Origin of the sequence: Psychroflexus planctonicus, from assembly GCF_014640195.1 — a bacterium.
Taxonomy (GTDB): Bacteria; Bacteroidota; Bacteroidia; order Flavobacteriales; family Flavobacteriaceae; genus Psychroflexus; species Psychroflexus planctonicus.
Genome location: NZ_BMGM01000007.1, coordinates 140,860 through 158,429, shown reverse-complemented (window position 1 = coordinate 158,429; position 17,570 = coordinate 140,860). Strand labels below are relative to the sequence as shown.

Here is a 17,570-nt window from a genome sequence, read left to right as displayed (position 1 = left end):
CGTTTTTATTTAGACTGAATCTAATTAAGTGTATTCAAAAGCCTTGCTAAGCTTACAAAAGTAGCGATTTTTGATGATATTTATCATTTTCTTACTGAAAAGACTTCAAACAACACAAAAAGAACTTTTAGCGTTATTTTAAAGTAAACTTCCTTGTTATTTTTGCGTCAAATTATTTTGAATGCAAGCGTACAACGTTTCTAAACATCAACATTTTTTTGCGATTGGACTAAGTTATGAAAAGGCAGATGCCATCGTGCGTGGTAAATTTAGCTTAAGCATAGCTCAGCGAAATGCTTTATTAGAAGAAGCAAAACAATTGGGTTTAGAAGCACTTTCTATTATTTCTACCTGTAACCGCACTGAATTATACGGTTTTGCTGATGAAGCTAAACACCTTATCGATTTGCTTTGCAAACACAGCAACGGAAGTTTTGCGCAGTTTGAAGAAGTAGGATATACTTATATAAACCAAGGAGCAATTGACCATATTTTTAGAGTTGGTGGCGGTTTGGACAGTCAAATTTTAGGTGATTTCGAAATTATCAGTCAGTTGAAATCTGCTTTTGCTTTATCTAAAAAACACGAAGTTTCTAACGCATTTTTAGAGCGTTTGTTCAATGCTGTTATTCAGACCAGTCGCAGAATTAAGAATGAAACCCAACTTTCATCAGGAGCTACTTCGGTTTCTTTTGCTTCTGTTCAATACATTTTACAGGAAATCGATTTTAAATCCAGTAAAAATATTTTGCTTTTTGGAACCGGTAAAATTGGAAGAAATACCTGTGAAAATTTAGTAAAACATACGCACAATAAGCACATTACCTTAATTAACCGCACCAAAGATAAAGCCGAAGAAATTGCAGGAAAGTTTAATCTAACGGTAAAAGATTTTTCAGATTTGCAAGCGGAAATTCGCAAAGCTGATATTTTAATTGTGGCTACGGGTGCTCAACATCCTACCATTACTAAGGAATTGATTTTTACCAAGAAACCACTTTTGGTCTTGGATTTGTCCATTCCTAAAAATGTAGATGAAAATGTAACGGATTTATCCAATGTGAATTTAATGCACATGGATCATTTATCTAAAATTACCGATCAAACTTTAGAAAAAAGAAAAGCATTTATTCCACAAGCTGAACACATCATTGAAGAAGTAAAAGCTGAGTTTTACGAATGGCTTTCTACTCGAAAATTTGCCCCAACCATCAAAGCTTTAAAGGAAAAATTAGAGTTGATGAAAGTGGAAGAGTTGGATTACCAAGGTAAAAAAATGATGAATTTTGATGAAGCTCAAGCTGAAATCATCAGCGATAGAATTATTCACAAAATAACTAGAAGTTTTGCAGCTCACCTAAGAAATGCAAATGGTTCCACCGAAGCTAGTGTGGAATTGCTCAACAAAGTGTTCAATTTAGCTTTGACTGAAAAAGAGTAAATAACACACCCAAAAAAAACCTGTCATTCCGCACGCAGATGCGGAATCTGTTCGTTTTTAGTTATGAAGTTACTAAGAACTTGTTCAGCGTTTCCATAGGTATGAGAACCCGCATCAGAGTGCGGGGTGAAAGTAAAATTAAGGCGACAACATGAGATTCCGTAAAAATTTGCTTTGCAAATTTTAAAGAATGACAGTGCAGAAGTAGTTTTATGAATTTACTGAACAACAAAGTAAAAAGCTACAAGCTAACAGCTACAAACCATGAGATTCCTCGTCGAAGCGAAAAAGCTTCTCCATCGGAATGACAGTGCAGTGAGAGTTTTGTGTAATGACATTTTCTAATTTACCTGCTCTTACGCAATCCAATTTTCACCGACTGCACATCGCCGCCTAATGGTGGATTGATTTTAGCTACTTGCACATGTAATTTTTGAACGCTCGGTAATTCGTCTAAAATGCGATTGGAAATGCGGTTGGCTACATGTTCCAACAATTTAGAAGGAATATCCATTTCTTCTTTTACAATTTTGTTGAGGTGTACGTAATCTACCGTGTCTTTTAGCAAATCGCTTTTGGCTGAAATGCTTAAATCAGCTTCTACTTCTAAATCTACACGGTAATCGCTACCTATTTTGGTTTCCTGTGGTAAGCAACCGTGATGTGAATAACAACGAATATTTTCTAAGGAAATGTAATCCAATTTCATTTTTTTACAAATTTACTAGTTTAGCTTGAACCTAAACTCGAATTTTAAAATCTTCTTTTACTTGTTCTCTTCTAAAAAATAACATTCCCCAGAAAAAAGTGTCAATACTTACTTTTACCTTCGGATGCGCAATCATTTCCAACCAAGCTTCTTTCATTCCTTTGCTCCAATGAATATCGTCAAAAATCAGAATGCTATCGTTATGTACATGCTTCAGTAAAGCTTCAAAATAACTTAAGGTAGCTTCTTTTTGATGGTTTCCGTCAACAAAAATCAAATCAAATTTTTTAGTTGAAGGAATTGTTTTCAGAAAAGCTTCAAAATCAGCATTGACAAATTGAATGTTTTTCAAATTCAGGCTTTCAGCTGAATCTTTTGCAAATTGTGATGTGTTAGTACAGGCTTCAAGTGTGGTAAGTTTAAGCTTTTCATTCAATCCTAAGGCGATGCTTCCCAAACCTAAAGAAGTGCCTAATTCCAAAGCATTTTTAATGTTCAGATAATTGGATAACCGATAGAGCAGCTTAGCTCGTTTGTAAGTTGTTCCAGCATTTTTAGCAACCGCCGAAACTTTGCGTTTGTTGTTTTGAAATACACGTGAACCTGCGCCCAAATCTTTCATTACAAAGGTAGATGAAGATATTAAGTAAGCTTGCTGAATGCTTTTCCATTTGAAGTAAGCGGGATACTTGGTTTTATCGTAAAAGCATTTGGTGATTAGTTGATACACAAAAGGCGAATGGATTCCGTGTTGATTATTGGAAGTGCACAAAAACCGAATGTATTCTTTAACTTGAAACCACATTGTAAAAGATTTATATTTTAAGGTTTAAAATTTATAGGTTTTACATAAAAAAATATGATGAATACTTTGCAGCCTGAGTTCAATTTAACAAAGCAATTAAATTACAGATTTAGAGTAAACACCCTCCTTAGATCCTCCCTCTAGGGAGGAAATTAGATATGAATATCCCCTTGAGGGGATTTTAGGGGTGTTTTTACAACAAAACTAAAATTAATATTTTTAATAATAATATGATATAATCGAATTCATTTTGGAAAATCGTTTTGTATATTCTTTTTCATTTTTACCACAAAGTCACGGACAACACAATGTCTTCTTCTATTCTTCCAATTGTGCAGAAAGCTCAAACCAACGTTCTGTTTTTTCTTCAATTTGTTGGTTGGTTTTTTCTAGTTTTATGGAATTTTCCTTGATTTGTTCGGCTTCCAATTCTTCTAAAAAACTCTTTTGTAAACTCTCTTTTTTCTTTTCCAATTCAGCTATTTCCCGTTCTAGTTTTTTGAATTCCTTTTGTTCATTATAGCTCAAATTACTGTTCGAATCCTTCTTTTTTTCAGATTTGGTTTCTGTTTTTTGTGGTTGTGTTTCAGGTTTTTCTTTTGGAAGCGCATCTATTTCAGCTTTGTATTCTCTGTAATCTGAATAATTTCCAGGAAAATCAGAAATGCCTTGTTCACCTTCGCCAAACACAAATAAATGATCTACAATTTTGTCCATAAAATAACGGTCGTGTGAAACTACAATCAAGCAACCTGGGAAGTCCAAGAGAAAGTTTTCCAACACATTCAAGGTAACAATATCCAAGTCGTTGGTAGGTTCATCTAAAATTAAAAAGTTTGGATTCTGAATTAAGATAGTACATAAATACAGGCGTTTCCGTTCACCACCACTTAATTTTTCAACAAAATCGTATTGTTTTTTTCGGTCGAATAAAAAGCGTTCTAAAAGTTGTTGGGCTGAAATTTTTCTTCCTTTCTGTAAAGGAATGTATTCCCCGAATTCCCGAATAACATCAATTACTTTTTGTCCTTCTTTGGGTTTGATTCCACCTTGGGTATAATAGCCAAACTTGATGGTTTCGCCATGAACAACTTTCCCCGTATCGGGTTCTAAATTACCTGTAAGAATATGCAAAAAAGTAGTTTTCCCCGTTCCGTTTTTGCCAATGATGCCAATGCGTTCACCACGTTTGAAGTTATAAGAATATTGGTTAAATAGCTGCTTTTCATCAAAAGATTTACCAATTTGATGCAACTCGACCACTTTCGTGCCCATGCGTTCCATGTTTATTTCTAGCTCTACTTCGTGGTCTTTTCTGCGTTTGTGAGCTCGTTCTTTAATGTCGCCAAAATCCCCAATTCGCGCTTTAGATTTGGTGGTTCGCGCTTTGGGTTGACGCCGCATCCAAGTCAATTCTTTTTTGTACAATTGCTTGGCTTTGCTGGTTTCAACGGCTTCGGTTTCCAGACGTTGATCTCTTTTTTCTAAGTAATACGAATAGTTTCCTTTGTAGTTGTAAATAATCCCTTCATCCAATTCAACTATGTGGTTGCAAACCCGTTCTAAAAAGTAGCGGTCGTGGGTTACCATAAACAAGGTCAGGTTTTCGGAAGCAAAAAAAGATTCTAACCACTCAATCATTTCCAAATCCAAGTGGTTGGTTGGCTCATCTAAAATCAGCAAATCGGGTTTACCTAAAATCAAGTTGGCCAAAGCCAAGCGTTTCTTTTGACCACCTGATAATTTACCTACTTTTTTGTTCAGATCGGTAAGTTTCAGTTTAGATAAAATCTGTTGATATTGGGTTTCAAAATCCCAAGCTTGCAGGCTGTCCATTTTCTCGAAAGCATCCTGATACGCTTCTGCGTCTTCTGGATTTTGAAGCGCTTTTTCGTAATCTCGAATCACTTGAAGCACTTCGTTATCTGAAGCAAAAATGGTTTCTTCAACCGTTAAGTTTGGTGCCAAATCGGGTTCTTGGTCTAAAAAACCGACTTTTAATGATTTTCTGAAATTCACTTGGCCTTCATCAGCCGATTCTTTTCCGGCAAGAATGCGTAATAAAGTGGTTTTTCCTGAGCCGTTTTTGGCTACAAAACCTACTTTTTGTCCTTGGTTAATTCCGAAGGAAACCCCGCTAAATAGCTGAAGCATTCCATAGGATTTACCTATATTTTCTACTGAAACGTAATTCAATGTTTTTTTTTGCGAAAGTAGGGAAGTTTCGCTTGCAAACGAAATTTATCATTTGAAGTTGAATGGAAGTTGTGAAATTTGAAGTTGCCATTTATCTATTATGATTGTTACATCGAAATTGCAAATTTCGATGAGCTTCATAAATTAAATACGGTTGATAATCTCCGCAGCTTTTTCTAGCGTTGCATCAGTTTTAGCAAAACAAAAACGAATCATTTTTCTACATTTTTCATCTTTATTGAAAACGGAAACGGGAATGGCTGCCAAACCAAATTCCTTGATTAAGCGCAAGGTAAAATCGGTGTCTTTTTCATTTGAAATGTTTTTGTAACTCGCCATTTGAAAGTACGTGCCTTCACTTGGAGTAAATTCAAATCGGGAATTTTGAATCAATGATAAGAATTGATCTCGCTTTTTTTGATAGAAGTCTGGCAGATTCAAATAGGTGTTTTTATCTGCTATATATTCACTTATAGCGACTTGCATTGGATGATTCACGCAAAATACATTGTATTGATGCACTTTTTTGAATTCCTTCATCAATAATTTCGGTGCTAAAACATAACCCAGTTTCCAACCCGTTACATGAAAGGTTTTACCAAATGAAGCCGTCAGGAAGCTTCTGGATTGCAGTTCAGGGTACTTGGCTACGCTTAAATGTGGTCTTCCATCAAACGTCATGTGTTCGTAGACTTCATCACTTAAAATGAGAATGTTGGTGTTTTTTACGATTTGGATTAAAGCTTGCATGTCTGCTTCAGAAAAAACCTTGCCCGTTGGATTATGCGGCGAATTGATCATGATCATTTTTGTTTTTGAACTGACCTTGTCTTGCACTTCATTCCAATCTACTTCATAAGTTGGTGCTTTCATTTCAATGGGAATGGGTTTTCCGCCAAATAATGCTACTGCGGGTTCGTAACAATCGTAGGCGGGTTTCAGCATAATGACTTCGTCGCCGGGATGAATGCTTGCCGCTAAACTGGTAAAAATGGCTTGCGTTGCTCCAGCGGTCATACAGATTTCATCTTCAGCATAATTGCTTCCGTATAAGGAGTTGGCTTTGTCTAATACAGCTTGATTCAATTTGGGTAAGCCAGAAAGTGGCGCATACTGATTACGGTGATTTTTGACGGCTTGGTTTTGCATTTCCAATAGCTTGGAATCTGCTTCAAAGTTGGGAAACCCTTGCGATAAATTGATAGCATTATGTTCTTGAGCGAGTTTACTCATTTTTGTGAAAATGGTAGTGCCAATATGTGGGAGTTTTGAAGTTATACTTTTCATTTTGTGTGTGTGTTTTAAAATGGTATATGTATTTTGTTAAACCAATAGACATTTCAAACTTATGATAATTTTTTCACGCAAAGCACGCAAAGAACATAACGCAAAGATTTGCTAAGTTGTTTTTGTTTTCAATTTAGCAATAAAAAACCCCTATTCGAAATGAATAAGGGTTAATTTATAATGTTAGTGAGATTTTATCCTTTTAAGCTTGCTGCTAAATATTCACGATTTAGTCGAGCGATGTTTTCTAAAGAAATTCCTTTGGGACATTCTACTTCGCAAGCCCCAGTGTTGGTACAGTTTCCAAAACCTTCCTTATCCATTTGTGCTACCATGTTTAAAACACGGTCGGTAGCTTCAATTTCACCTTGTGGCAACAATGCGTATTGTGAAACTTTTGCAGATGTAAATAACATCGCACTTGCATTTTTACAAGCTGCTACACAAGCACCACAACCAATACAAGTTGCTGCGTTGAATGCCAAATCTGCATTTTCCTTTTCTATTGGAATGCTGTTGGCATCTTGGGTATTTCCTGATGTGTTTACCGAAATAAATCCACCCGCTTGTTGAATACGATCGAATGCCGAACGATCTACTGCCAAGTCTTTAACAACTGGAAATGCGTTTGCTCTAAAGGGTTCGATAACAATGGTATCACCATCTTTAAATTTCCGCATGTGCAACTGGCAAGTGGTAATTCCACGGTCTGGACCATGCGCTTCACCATTGATTTGTAACGAACACATCCCACAAATTCCTTCACGACAATCGTGGTCGAATTCGATGGGTTCTTCTTTTCCATTTTCGATGAGCTCGTTGTTGAGTACGTCGAGCATTTCTAAGAAGGACATATCTCCATGAACTTCGTCAAGTTGATAGTTTTTAAATTCTCCTTTTGTCTTGGCATCTTCTTGACGCCATATTTTTAAATTAAGTTTCATAGTTATAAACTTATTTGTAGCTTCTAGTTTTCAATTCAATATTTTCGAAAATCAATTCTTCCTTATGCAAAACTGCATCTTTGGGTTCACCTTTGTATTCCCAAGCAGAAACATAACGGTAGTTTTCATCATCTCTTAAGGCTTCTCCTTCTGGAGTTTGGTACTCTTCTCTAAAGTGACCGCCACAAGATTCGTTTCTATCTAAAGCATCTTTTGCGAAAAGCTCTCCTAATTCTAAGAAATCGGCAACTCTTCCTGCTTTTTCTAGCTCTGCATTTCTTCCTTCGGCTTTGCCCGGAATACGTACATTGCTGTAAAATTCTTCACGTAGTTGAGCAATTTCTTCAATTGCTTCTTTTAATTCTTTTTCATTACGAGACATTCCGCATTTGTTCCACATAATTAAACCTAATTTTCTGTGGAAGTAGTCAACAGGTTTTTCCCCTTTTACGTTCATCAGTCTATCTAAGAAGTCGCGAACTTCTTTTTCGGCTTCATCAAATTCTTTTGAATCGGTCGGGATTTTTCCTGTCTGAATATCATCTGAAAGATAATCACCAATAGTATATGGTAAAACGAAATAACCATCAGCCAAACCTTGCATTAAAGCCGATGCACCAAGTCGGTTAGCACCGTGATCGGAAAAGTTGGCTTCTCCAGTTGCATAACAACCCGGAATGGTAGTCATTAAATTGTAATCTACCCAAAGTCCACCCATGGTATAATGCACCGCAGGAAAAATCATCATTGGCGTTTCATAAGGATTCTGGTCGGTGATTTTTTCGTACATATCGAATAAGTTACCGTATTTAGATTCCACTACTTCTTTACCCAATTTGATGATTTCTTCTTTTGAAGCATCTTTTTTGCCAGAGCTAAATGCTTTTTCTTTTCCGTAGCGTTCTATCGCACTAGAAAAATCTAAGTACACTGCCTGACCTGTTTTGTTTACGCCAAAACCAGCATCACAGCGTTCTTTTGCAGCTCTAGAAGCTACATCACGTGGCACTAGGTTTCCGAAAGCAGGATATCTTCTTTCTAAGTAGTAATCTCTATCTTCTTCTTTAATTTGCGTTGGCTTCAATTTACCGGCTTGTATGGCTTCTGCATCTTCTTTTTTAGCCGGTACCCAAATTCGACCATCATTTCTAAGCGATTCTGACATCAAGGTCAACTTCGCTTGCAAATCTCCAGAAACGGGAATACAAGTTGGGTGAATTTGCGTGTAACAAGGATTGGCAAAGAAAGCTCCTTTCTTGTGTGCTTTCCAAGCGGCAGTTACGTTACTTCCCATCGCGTTAGTCGATAAGAAAAATACGTTTCCGTAACCCCCAGAAGCCAAAACTACAGCGTGAGCAGAATGGCGTTCAATTTCGCCAGTTACTAAGTTTCTAGCGATAATTCCACGGGCTTTTCCATCTACTTTTACAATGTCCATCATTTCATGGCGTGTAAAAGATTGAATTTTACCCCGATTGATTTGGCGGTTCATCGCTGAATAAGCACCCAATAAAAGTTGTTGTCCTGTTTGTCCTTTGGCGTAAAAAGTTCTTGAGACCAATACTCCACCAAACGAACGATTATCCAGTAATCCACCGTATTCTCTAGCAAAAGGAACACCTTGTGCAACACATTGGTCGATGATGTTTCCAGAAACTTCAGCTAAACGATATACGTTAGCTTCACGAGAACGATAATCTCCACCTTTTACGGTATCGTAAAAAAGACGGTAATCTGAATCGCCATCGCCTTGATAATTTTTAGAAGCGTTTATTCCACCTTGTGCTGCAATAGAGTGCGCACGTCGTGGTGAATCTTGAAAACAAAATGTTTTTACATTGTAGCCTAATTCGGCTAAGGTAGCAGCAGCAGAAGCTCCTGCCAAACCTGTTCCCACCACAATAACATCGATATTTCGTTTATTGGCTGGGTTTACAAGATTAATTTCATTTTTATGTTTAGTCCATTTATCTGCAATTGGACCACTTGGTATTTTTGAATCTAATATTGACATAATACTTAATTATAAATTATTAAGATAATGGAAGATAGCAATAAACACAAAGCCCATTGGTATTACAATTGCAAAAGCTTTGGTAAAAGTCCTAATTCCTTTAGAGTACTTATTATTAACTCCCATGGTTTGAAATGAGGAAGCAAAACCATGCAATAAGTGTAACATCAAAAAGATGAATGAAAATACATAAATAGCTACGCGAATGGGTTGACCTGCAAATTTAGCTACGGTTTCTTCGTAATAGCGAAACTCTCCAGCTTCATTTAAACCGCTCATATCTCCTTGAAGGTATTTAACTTGCATTTCGTGTACCCAGAAATCGTAGAAGTGTAAACCTAAAAAGGCAAGTACTACAATTCCAGAAATCAACATGTTTCTGGAAACCCAAGGCGAATTGGCATTGCCATCAAATTTGGCATAACCTATGCTTCGAGCGCTTCGGTTTCTAGCTTCTAAAATAAAACCCATTACAAAATGGAAAATTACTCCAAAAATAAGAATAGGCTGAAGTACTGCCTGAACAAGAAAGTTCGTTCCCATGAACTGGGAAATTTCATTAAAGGTATCTGGACTAACCACCGATGTAAAGTTGATGGTGAAGTGTTGCGCTAAAAACAAAACCAGAAACAATCCGGATAAAGCCATAGCAACTTTTCGAGCAATAGAAGATTTAATTCCTCCCATGAATAATTTTTTTAAAAATTTCACCAAAAATACAGCGGATGGAAGTCAAATACAAGCACAAACTATCATTTTGCACTTATTTAGAATAGATTTAAGTGATGCTGAAGTTTAGTCCGCTTAAATAAATTCCTAAATGCATAAAATCTAGAGTTTATTACCATTTTAATTAGTTTCAAAATTTAAAATCACTACAAAGGACATCTTTATGTAATTTGTTTTTTTAGCTACTTTCAAATAGCTTTACTGCTTTTACTATTAATGAAAAAGTTTGATTGAAATTTTTCCCTTAAGGGAAATGCCGAGAGACAAAGGGTGTTTTTGCATGTTAGTTTACACCCAACCCTAACCCTTCCCTAAATGGAAGGGAAGAAGCTGATGCTTAGTTTAGATGAAAATTTTTGTTTTAATTGTCACTTCTCATTACATGAAATCACAAAATTTCTGAGGTTCGAATAAGTTTGATTGAACAGTCAGGCAGGCAGGCTGACATTATACTATCTATTTTAACTCATAATACACAACGAATGAATAAGTAATTTTCAAGCTAACAAGCGTATTTTAAAATATTAAAAATGATATATTTTGTAAATAAAAACAAGAATATGATATGTTATTTGTTAATAAATCACTTATTTTGAATTAGTGTATTTATTAATAAGCAATTATGTCTGGAAAAAGCATAAACACAACGGTAGATGTAAAAGCTAGAAAAGCCTTTACTTACCATCTTTTAAAAGATATTGAAACCTTAGATTATATGCTCAAAAACGAGTTGTTTCCTAAGGATGAAATACGAATAGGAGCAGAGCAAGAATTAGCAATTGTAGATCACAAAATGAAACCCACATGCAAATCGCTAGATATTTTAAAAAAGCTTGAAAGTGATTTGTTTACTACAGAATTATCTCAGTTTAACTTAGAAATAAATTTAGAGCCTTTGGCACTAAAAGCGGGTGTTTTTAAAGAAATGCACAAGCGTTTAAAATCACATTTAAATTATTTAGAAGAAAAATCTAAAGACTTTGATGTACATTTCCCTTTAGCAGGAATTTTACCTACCATTGAGCGTTCAGATTTTAATATTGAAAATATTACGCCCTACCAACGTTATAAAATTTTGAACGATATTTTAAAACAAGGAAAAGAAGATGCTTTTGAAATACGTATTTCGGGAGTAGATGAGTTAATTATGAAACTCGATTCAATTCTTGCAGAAAGTTGCAATACCAGTTTTCAGATTCATTTGCAATTGAAGCCGGGCGAATTTAAAGAAAAGTACAATTGGGCGCAGATGATTTCAGCACCTGTTCTAGCCGCTTGTACCAATTCATCTTTATTATTAGGGAGAGAACTGTGGTCCGAAACCCGGATTGCCTTGTTTCAACAAACCGTAGATTCTAGAAATTCTCTTTATTTATTGAGAGAGCAACGTCCCAGAGTAACTTTTGGAAACGATTGGGTAAAAGAGTGTGTTTCTGAAATTTTTAAAGATGATATTTCGCATTATCCATTATTAATTACAGCCGATGTAGATGAAGAGTCTTCTCAAGCTTTAAACGAAGGGAAGCCGCCCAAATTGAAAGCATTGGCCATGCACAATGGGAATATTTACAAATGGAATAGATTGTGTTATGGAGTAAGTGAAGGGAAACCACACTTGCGCATAGAAAACCGCTACATTCCCACAGGGCCAACACTTGTTGATGAAGTAGCCAATGTTGCTTTTTGGGTAGGTTTGATGAATGCAATGCCTGATGCATATAAAAATTTACCCGAAATGATGAATTTTAAGTCGGCTCGACAAAATTTTTATAAAGCCGCAAAACATGGAGTAAATACACAATTTAATTGGTTTGGAAAGAGAATTGCTGCCAAAAAGCTATTGCTAAACGAATTGTTTCCTATGGCAGAACAAGGATTAAAAAAATGTGGTATTCCTGATGAAGAAATTCAATTTTACTTAGAAATTGTTCGCTTGAGGGTGAAAAAAGGAAAAACGGGTTCACAATGGATGAGCACCAATTATAACCGACTAAAAAAACACTTCACCAAAAGAAGAACGGCTTATTTTTTAACTCAGCAAATGCTTATCAATCAAAAGAAAGATATTCCTGCTCATTTATGGCGAAACATCAATATTAATAAAAAGCCTTGCCATGTTACCGACTTTATAGTTTCGGACGTCATGACAAATGAGTTGGTAGTTGTTCATGAAAACGACCCTGTGCTTATCCTGAAACATTTGATGAATTGGAATAATGTACAACAAATTTTAGTAGAAAATAATGAGCATCAACTTACAGGAATTGTAAATTTGCGCGATTTGAATTTTGTTTCATCGAGCAGTAATCAATCTAAATCGGTTAAAAGCATTATGCAGTCTAATGTTATAAAAGTTAGTCCTGATGTAGAGCTCATCGAAGCCAAAGAGTTAATGAATACGCATCAACTTTCCATTTTGCCGGTATTTGCAGACGATAAACTTGTGGGAATTGTAACTTCAGATCATTTTAATCAATTTTCTATAGATGCATAAACCCGAGCGCTTAATAGCTTCAGTATATAAAGATTCCAAATTACCCACCATTATTTATTTTTGTTGCGTTCATGGTAACGAAAGAGCAGGTTATTTAGCACTGCAATCTTTTTTTGAAAAAATAGAAAAACATTCAGATTTAATACAGGGAAACTTGTATGCTGTTTTTGGAAATCAAGAAGCTTACCTGCAAGAAAACAGGTTTATAGACAAAGATTTAAACCGCATTTGGACAACATCTCATTTTGCAGAAGCAACCCGCGAAAACAAGGTAAGCGAATACGCTGAGTTAACCGCTATGTACAAAACAATTTACGATATTCTAAAGCAAGCTCAATCGCAGGTTTACTGTATAGATTTGCATACCACATCTGGACCAACAAAACCCTTTATTGTTATGAATGATGCTTTAAACAATAGAGCATTTGTTAGCGATTTAGGTTATCCCGTAATTTTTAATGTAGAAAGCTTTATTGAAGGTGCTTTATTGAATCTTTTAAATGACTTAGGACATGTATCGCTTGCTTTTGAAGGTGGCGAGCATTATGCCGAAAACTCGGTTGAAGAAATTAAAAAATTCTGTTATAAAACCTTGTATCACACCGGAATTGTAACTTCTGAAAATTTAATTAAAATAGGCATTTCTAAAAGCTTTTTTAAAGCCAAAAAAGCGCATTATTTTGAAATGGTTTTTAGACAAGACTTAAAACCACAAGATCAATTTGAAATGTGTGGTAATTATGTAAATTTTCAAAAGCTAAAAAAAGGAGAACGCATTGCTCGGTTAAATGATGAAGGCATTTATGCACCCAAAGGATTTCAAATATTTATGCCCTTGTACCAAAGAAAAGGAGAAGATGGCTTTTTTTACGTGCAACAAATCAATCGTTTTAAACTAAAAGTAGCTCGGATTTTAAGGAATCTTCATTTCGAGAATATATTGACAATTTTACCGGGAATTAAAAAAATTAACTTTTACACGATTAGCATTCCTAAGGCCATCGAAAAATTTATTCCCAAACGCTTCTTGTTTGCTTTGGGTTATCGCAAAAGCTTGGAGTTAGACTATCAAAATATATGCTATACCAAACAAGAGCAAAAACTAAACGCACTTCCAAAATTACATTCGTTTAAGAGTCCTTATCAAGATGTTGAGCGCACTTCTTAAGTGCGTCTATAGCGCTTCAGGTATCGCTATACAGCTCATTTATTTTCTCTTTATTTCCTAGTTACCTGAATTTGATTAAAAAAATGATAAAGTATTGAAAATCAATACACACTCTCTTTAGTCATCTCTCAAGGTAGGATACTTGTAGTGAAAATATCCCCTGGAGGGGATTATAGGGGTGTTATTATGTCGAAATAGTATTGTATATAGGTTAATTAATTGAAATACAATGATATATAGATCGAACTCAGGTTAGTTCATCACTTCTCCATTCTCGAGCCTTCGGAATCGGAATGATTCAAATTACCTAGCACTATAAATTATGAAAACCAATTCTGCTCTTAACGACTTTTGATATTCAAGTTGATATTATTTTTTCAGCTAACTTATTTACCAATTGTTGTTTAGCTTAAAAATACCCAATATAAGGTATTTACAGGCGTGTTATTTTTGGGTTACTTGCATGAGTAGTTAGGTTTGGTAAAACCTAATGCATAAAATAAAATTACCATAGCAGTTAGCCTGAAAAATACCACTTCAGTTTAAAAGATGGAGTGGTGTTTTTTAATGGAATGTTGGATTTCATTAGTTAATAATCTTTTGTTTCAATATGAAAACCTGATAATCAAAACCTTATATTAAAAAAAATATTTACCTTTAATCTTAAAACAGAAATCATGGCAAATTCGAAAACTAAAATGTTGGTTGCATACTTGAGTTTTATATTGGTTTTGCTCAGTTGCAACAATACAACACAAACCAATACTGATCTTGAACAACTTCAACAAGAATTAAAAGAAGTTAAGGCCAAACTAGAAGCACAAAATGCTTCAACTGAAACTAAAAGTTTAGACGAGTTTCAAAAAAATTACGAAGTTTTTCAGCCTTTGGGTGCTTTTTCAACACAGGAAGATCTACTTCAATTGCACATTCCTGTTTCTTCAAAAGATTTTAATATAATGCAATCAGAAGATATTTCATCGAAAGACATCAATGCTTTAATTGTTCGCTTGACTGATTCTACAAGCATTGATTCTTCAGTTATAAAAGATATAGTTTCGGTAGAACAAAAATTAACTGACTTAAATCTTGATATTACAAAACTTCAAAAACACCAAAAACTAAAAGTAATTGTCATCAATTCAACTCAAGCCATTGAAAAAAATGAATTGGATGCATTAAGAAAATGCATTGAAGAAGACGGAACCGACTATTTAGCTAAAAGCTGTTGGGATGCAATACGTAAAGTTCTTAAACCGAACAGCAAAAACGGCGATATCATTATTGGTGGTTAAGACAATTACATATTGTGTCTTTGGTTTTTTGGCTTTTGCCTTTAGTGGCTTTGGTCAAGTAATTCCTCGTGTTTCTTATGCTGAATTTGAAAAGCTATATCAGCAAAAAAACTACGATTCTATTGTGCAAATTGATAAAGCTCAATTTGATGATTTACCAAACCCTTCCTTAGCTAATTTATATTCCATTTATGCGAAAGCTTTTGAAAAATTAAACCAAGAAGACAAGGCTTTGGATTATTATAAAACAGCAAAGGATATTTACTTTAATGAGAATAATTTAGAACAAGTTGCACAAATTAACTCAAGTATTTATGATCTCTTGAGCAGTCAGCAAGGATTGGAAATTGATAAATCATTTTATTTAAACGAAATTAAGCAATATGCCGAAGAGACCAATTCTAAAAAATGGTTGATGCGCTACTATAACCATAAAGGCGTTGATTTTTACAAAAAAGACGAGTCCGATTCTGCCAAAACCTATTTTTTTAAAGGCAAAGCTTTAGCAGTAGAATTAGACAGTATTCAATCCATGTATAGATTTAATATTAACATTGGTTCGTTATACAACGTTGATTATAAAAAGAATGACTCGGCTATTGTTTATTTTAAAGAAGCACTACGATTATACGATTTAGATAAAACTGAAAATAAAAGAGAAAACGAATTATTTGCTTTGTATAACAATATTGGCAATGCCTACAGGGATTTAAAGAAATACGATGAAGCTTTGAATTTTTACCGTAAAGCTGAATTGATGGATTTAGAAGATTTTAATCGAAAAAGCAAACGCATTTTATTTTCGAATATGGATGCAAACTTTTACTATAAAGGCGATTGGGAAAATGCATACGATTATTTATATAAATACGATTCAATTAACCAACTCATCAACCAAAAGGAACAAAACTCCAACATTGCCAATATTGAAGAAAAATACAACAACGAAAAACTGCGGGCAGACAATCTAGAAATTGAAGCCAAACGAATTCAAAACCGAAATATAGCCTATGGTTTGGGAGGCAGTATTTTTTTAGGTGGAATTATTTTGGTGTTGGGCTTTTCTAACTTCAAACGAAGACAAAAACTGGTGAAGCAACAACAAGAAATCAATACGCAAAAACTCGTTAACCAATTAAAAGAACAAGAACTGAAATCGATTGACGCTTTGGTAGAAGGACAAGAAAAAGAACGCCTACGCATTGCCAACGATTTACATGACGATTTAGGCAGTTTGATGGCCACTATAAAACTGCATTTTGGCTCCTTGCAAAATCCGAAAACATCAGCAGAACTTTACCAAAAAACCAATTCGCTTTTAGAAGAAGCTTACCAAAAAATACGAAGCATTGCGCATGCTAAAAATGCAGGTGTTTTAGCTAAACAAGGATTGAGTATAGCTTTGAAAAACATGGCTGCAAAAGCTTCAACCAACCACCAATTGCAAATTAATGTATATGATTTTGACTTTAACCAACGTTTGGAAAATTCAGTAGAACTCACTTTATTCAGAATTCTTCAGGAACTCATGACCAACGCGATAAAACACGGTCAAGCTTCTGAAATTGACATTCATCTTACTTCGCATGAAAACCACATCAATATTATGGTTGAAGACAATGGAGTTGGATTTAACCCAAGTCAAGTTACAAAAAACAATCCCGGAATGGGACTGAGCAGTATCGATAAACGCGTTGCTTTATTAGACGGTAAATTGGTTATTGAATCTGAAAAAAACAAAGGAACCACCATTATTATAAATCTTCCCTTATGATACGAATAGCCATAGCAGACGATCATCAGTCTTTGGTAGATGGAATTCAGCTTCATCTCAAAAAAGAAACCGATATTGAATTTGTAGGAACCGCAAACGATGGCGAAACCCTACTGCAGTTTGTGCGTGACCAAAATCCCAATATAGTTATTACAGACATCCGAATGCCCAAATTGGATGGAATACAAGCCACTAAAAAAATTAAAAAAGAATTTCCACAAACCAAAATTTTGGTCTTTACCATGTTTGACCAAGAAGATGCGGTGAAACAAATGCTCAAAGCAGGTGCCGACGGTTATATTTTAAAAAATGCAACGTTAGAAGATTTGCTTACCGCTGTCCGAAGCATTAATGATGGTAGTTCCTATTTCGATGAACAAATTAGTATTCCCAATATAGAAGAAGAGCCGATGGCCAATCGAGATCAACTTTTAACCCGAAGGCAATACCAAATTTTACAATTAATTGCCCAAGGGAAAACTTCCCTAGAAATTGCAGACGAATTGTATATTGGGGTGTACACCGTAGATACACACCGTAAAAACATGGCTAGAATTCTAGGTTTAAAAGGAAAAGGAGAATTGCTGCGCTATGCATTGGAACGGAAATATGATTTTTAGATGAATGTAAAATAAAGCGCCTAAAATAACCATAGCAAATGTAAATAGAGATGAGATATGAGAAATTAGAGATAAGAAAATCAGGAAAAATAAT

The 17,570-nt window shown here is 35.0% G+C and carries 13 protein-coding genes; 6 read left to right on the top strand and 7 right to left on the bottom strand.

The window, feature by feature from the left end; all coding sequences use genetic code 11:
* Nucleotides 1-181 precede the first annotated feature (181 nt).
* A complete protein-coding gene (gene hemA, locus IEV72_RS09200; RefSeq protein ID WP_188458803.1) occupies nt 182-1,441 on the top strand; it encodes a glutamyl-tRNA reductase in 1,260 nt (419 codons plus the stop codon).
* A 346-nt stretch (nt 1,442-1,787) separates the two neighbouring features.
* On the opposite strand, the gene folB is transcribed toward hemA, so the two are convergent.
* The 7 genes from folB to IEV72_RS09165 all read right to left on the bottom strand — a co-directional run bounded on the left by folB (nt 1,788) and on the right by IEV72_RS09165 (nt 10,083).
* Nucleotides 1,788-2,144 carry a dihydroneopterin aldolase gene (gene folB / locus IEV72_RS09195; protein WP_188458868.1) on the bottom strand — a complete coding sequence of 119 codons (357 nt, stop codon included), beginning with the start codon at nt 2,142-2,144 and terminating at the stop codon, nt 1,788-1,790.
* A gap of 37 nt (nt 2,145-2,181) precedes the next feature.
* Nucleotides 2,182-2,955, bottom strand: coding sequence for an O-methyltransferase (locus IEV72_RS09190; protein WP_188458802.1), 774 nt, complete (start codon nt 2,953-2,955; stop codon nt 2,182-2,184).
* A gap of 318 nt (nt 2,956-3,273) precedes the next feature.
* Nucleotides 3,274-5,151 (bottom strand): ABC-F family ATP-binding cassette domain-containing protein, encoded by a 1,878-nt coding sequence (locus IEV72_RS09185; protein WP_188458801.1) that lies wholly within the window; start codon nt 5,149-5,151, stop codon nt 3,274-3,276.
* 144 nt (nt 5,152-5,295) lie between these two features.
* Nucleotides 5,296-6,438: a methionine aminotransferase gene (locus tag IEV72_RS09180; RefSeq protein WP_188458800.1), complete on the bottom strand. Its 1,143-nt coding sequence runs from the start codon at nt 6,436-6,438 to the stop codon at nt 5,296-5,298.
* Nucleotides 6,439-6,632: 194 nt separating this feature from the next.
* Nucleotides 6,633-7,382, bottom strand: a complete 750-nt coding sequence (locus IEV72_RS09175; protein ID WP_188458799.1) for a succinate dehydrogenase/fumarate reductase iron-sulfur subunit — start codon at nt 7,380-7,382, stop codon at nt 6,633-6,635.
* Between the two features lie 10 nt (nt 7,383-7,392).
* Nucleotides 7,393-9,396, bottom strand: a complete 2,004-nt coding sequence (locus IEV72_RS09170) for a fumarate reductase/succinate dehydrogenase flavoprotein subunit (RefSeq protein WP_188458798.1) — start codon at nt 9,394-9,396, stop codon at nt 7,393-7,395.
* Between the two features lie 9 nt (nt 9,397-9,405).
* Nucleotides 9,406-10,083 carry a succinate dehydrogenase cytochrome b subunit gene (locus IEV72_RS09165; protein ID WP_188458797.1) on the bottom strand — a complete coding sequence of 226 codons (678 nt, stop codon included), beginning with the start codon at nt 10,081-10,083 and terminating at the stop codon, nt 9,406-9,408.
* A gap of 664 nt (nt 10,084-10,747) precedes the next feature.
* On the opposite strand from IEV72_RS09165, the gene IEV72_RS09160 reads away from it, so the two are divergent.
* The 5 genes from IEV72_RS09160 (at nt 10,748) to IEV72_RS09140 (ending at nt 17,476) form a co-directional block, all read left to right on the top strand.
* Nucleotides 10,748-12,619 (top strand): CBS domain-containing protein, encoded by a 1,872-nt coding sequence (locus IEV72_RS09160; protein ID WP_188458796.1) that lies wholly within the window; start codon nt 10,748-10,750, stop codon nt 12,617-12,619.
* Nucleotides 12,612-13,787, top strand: a complete 1,176-nt coding sequence (locus IEV72_RS09155; RefSeq protein ID WP_188458795.1) for a M14 family metallopeptidase — start codon at nt 12,612-12,614, stop codon at nt 13,785-13,787. Before IEV72_RS09160 ends, IEV72_RS09155 begins: the two co-directional genes overlap by 8 nt.
* 677 nt (nt 13,788-14,464) lie before the next feature.
* Nucleotides 14,465-15,082: a hypothetical protein gene (locus IEV72_RS09150; RefSeq protein WP_188458794.1), complete on the top strand. Its 618-nt coding sequence runs from the start codon at nt 14,465-14,467 to the stop codon at nt 15,080-15,082.
* On the top strand, nt 15,021-16,856 hold the full coding sequence (locus IEV72_RS09145; RefSeq protein WP_188458793.1) for a tetratricopeptide repeat-containing sensor histidine kinase: 1,836 nt from the start codon (nt 15,021-15,023) through the stop codon (nt 16,854-16,856). The genes IEV72_RS09150 and IEV72_RS09145 overlap by 62 nt, the downstream gene beginning before the upstream one ends.
* Entirely contained in the window at nt 16,853-17,476 is a 624-nt protein-coding gene (locus IEV72_RS09140) for a response regulator transcription factor (RefSeq protein ID WP_188458792.1), read from the top strand. The genes IEV72_RS09145 and IEV72_RS09140 overlap by 4 nt, the downstream gene beginning before the upstream one ends.
* Nucleotides 17,477-17,570: the final 94 nt, after the last annotated feature.

Bases quoted from the DNA above. Each gene is read 5' to 3' on its own strand.
- IEV72_RS09190 (WP_188458802.1), bottom strand. From the start codon at position 2,955: ATGTGGTTTCAAGTTAAAGAATACATTCGGTTTTTGTGCACTTCCAAT.
- IEV72_RS09165 (WP_188458797.1), bottom strand. From the start codon at position 10,083: ATGGGAGGAATTAAATCTTCTATTGCTCGAAAAGTTGCTATGGCTTTA.
- IEV72_RS09180 (WP_188458800.1), bottom strand. From the start codon at position 6,438: ATGAAAAGTATAACTTCAAAACTCCCACATATTGGCACTACCATTTTC.
- IEV72_RS09170 (WP_188458798.1), bottom strand. From the start codon at position 9,396: ATGTCAATATTAGATTCAAAAATACCAAGTGGTCCAATTGCAGATAAA.
- IEV72_RS09175 (WP_188458799.1), bottom strand. From the start codon at position 7,382: ATGAAACTTAATTTAAAAATATGGCGTCAAGAAGATGCCAAGACAAAA.
- IEV72_RS09140 (WP_188458792.1), top strand. From the start codon at position 16,853: ATGATACGAATAGCCATAGCAGACGATCATCAGTCTTTGGTAGATGGA.
- IEV72_RS09160 (WP_188458796.1), top strand. From the start codon at position 10,748: ATGTCTGGAAAAAGCATAAACACAACGGTAGATGTAAAAGCTAGAAAA.
- hemA (WP_188458803.1), top strand. From the start codon at position 182: ATGCAAGCGTACAACGTTTCTAAACATCAACATTTTTTTGCGATTGGA.
- IEV72_RS09155 (WP_188458795.1), top strand. From the start codon at position 12,612: ATGCATAAACCCGAGCGCTTAATAGCTTCAGTATATAAAGATTCCAAA.
- IEV72_RS09150 (WP_188458794.1), top strand. From the start codon at position 14,465: ATGGCAAATTCGAAAACTAAAATGTTGGTTGCATACTTGAGTTTTATA.
- IEV72_RS09145 (WP_188458793.1), top strand. From the start codon at position 15,021: ATGCAATACGTAAAGTTCTTAAACCGAACAGCAAAAACGGCGATATCA.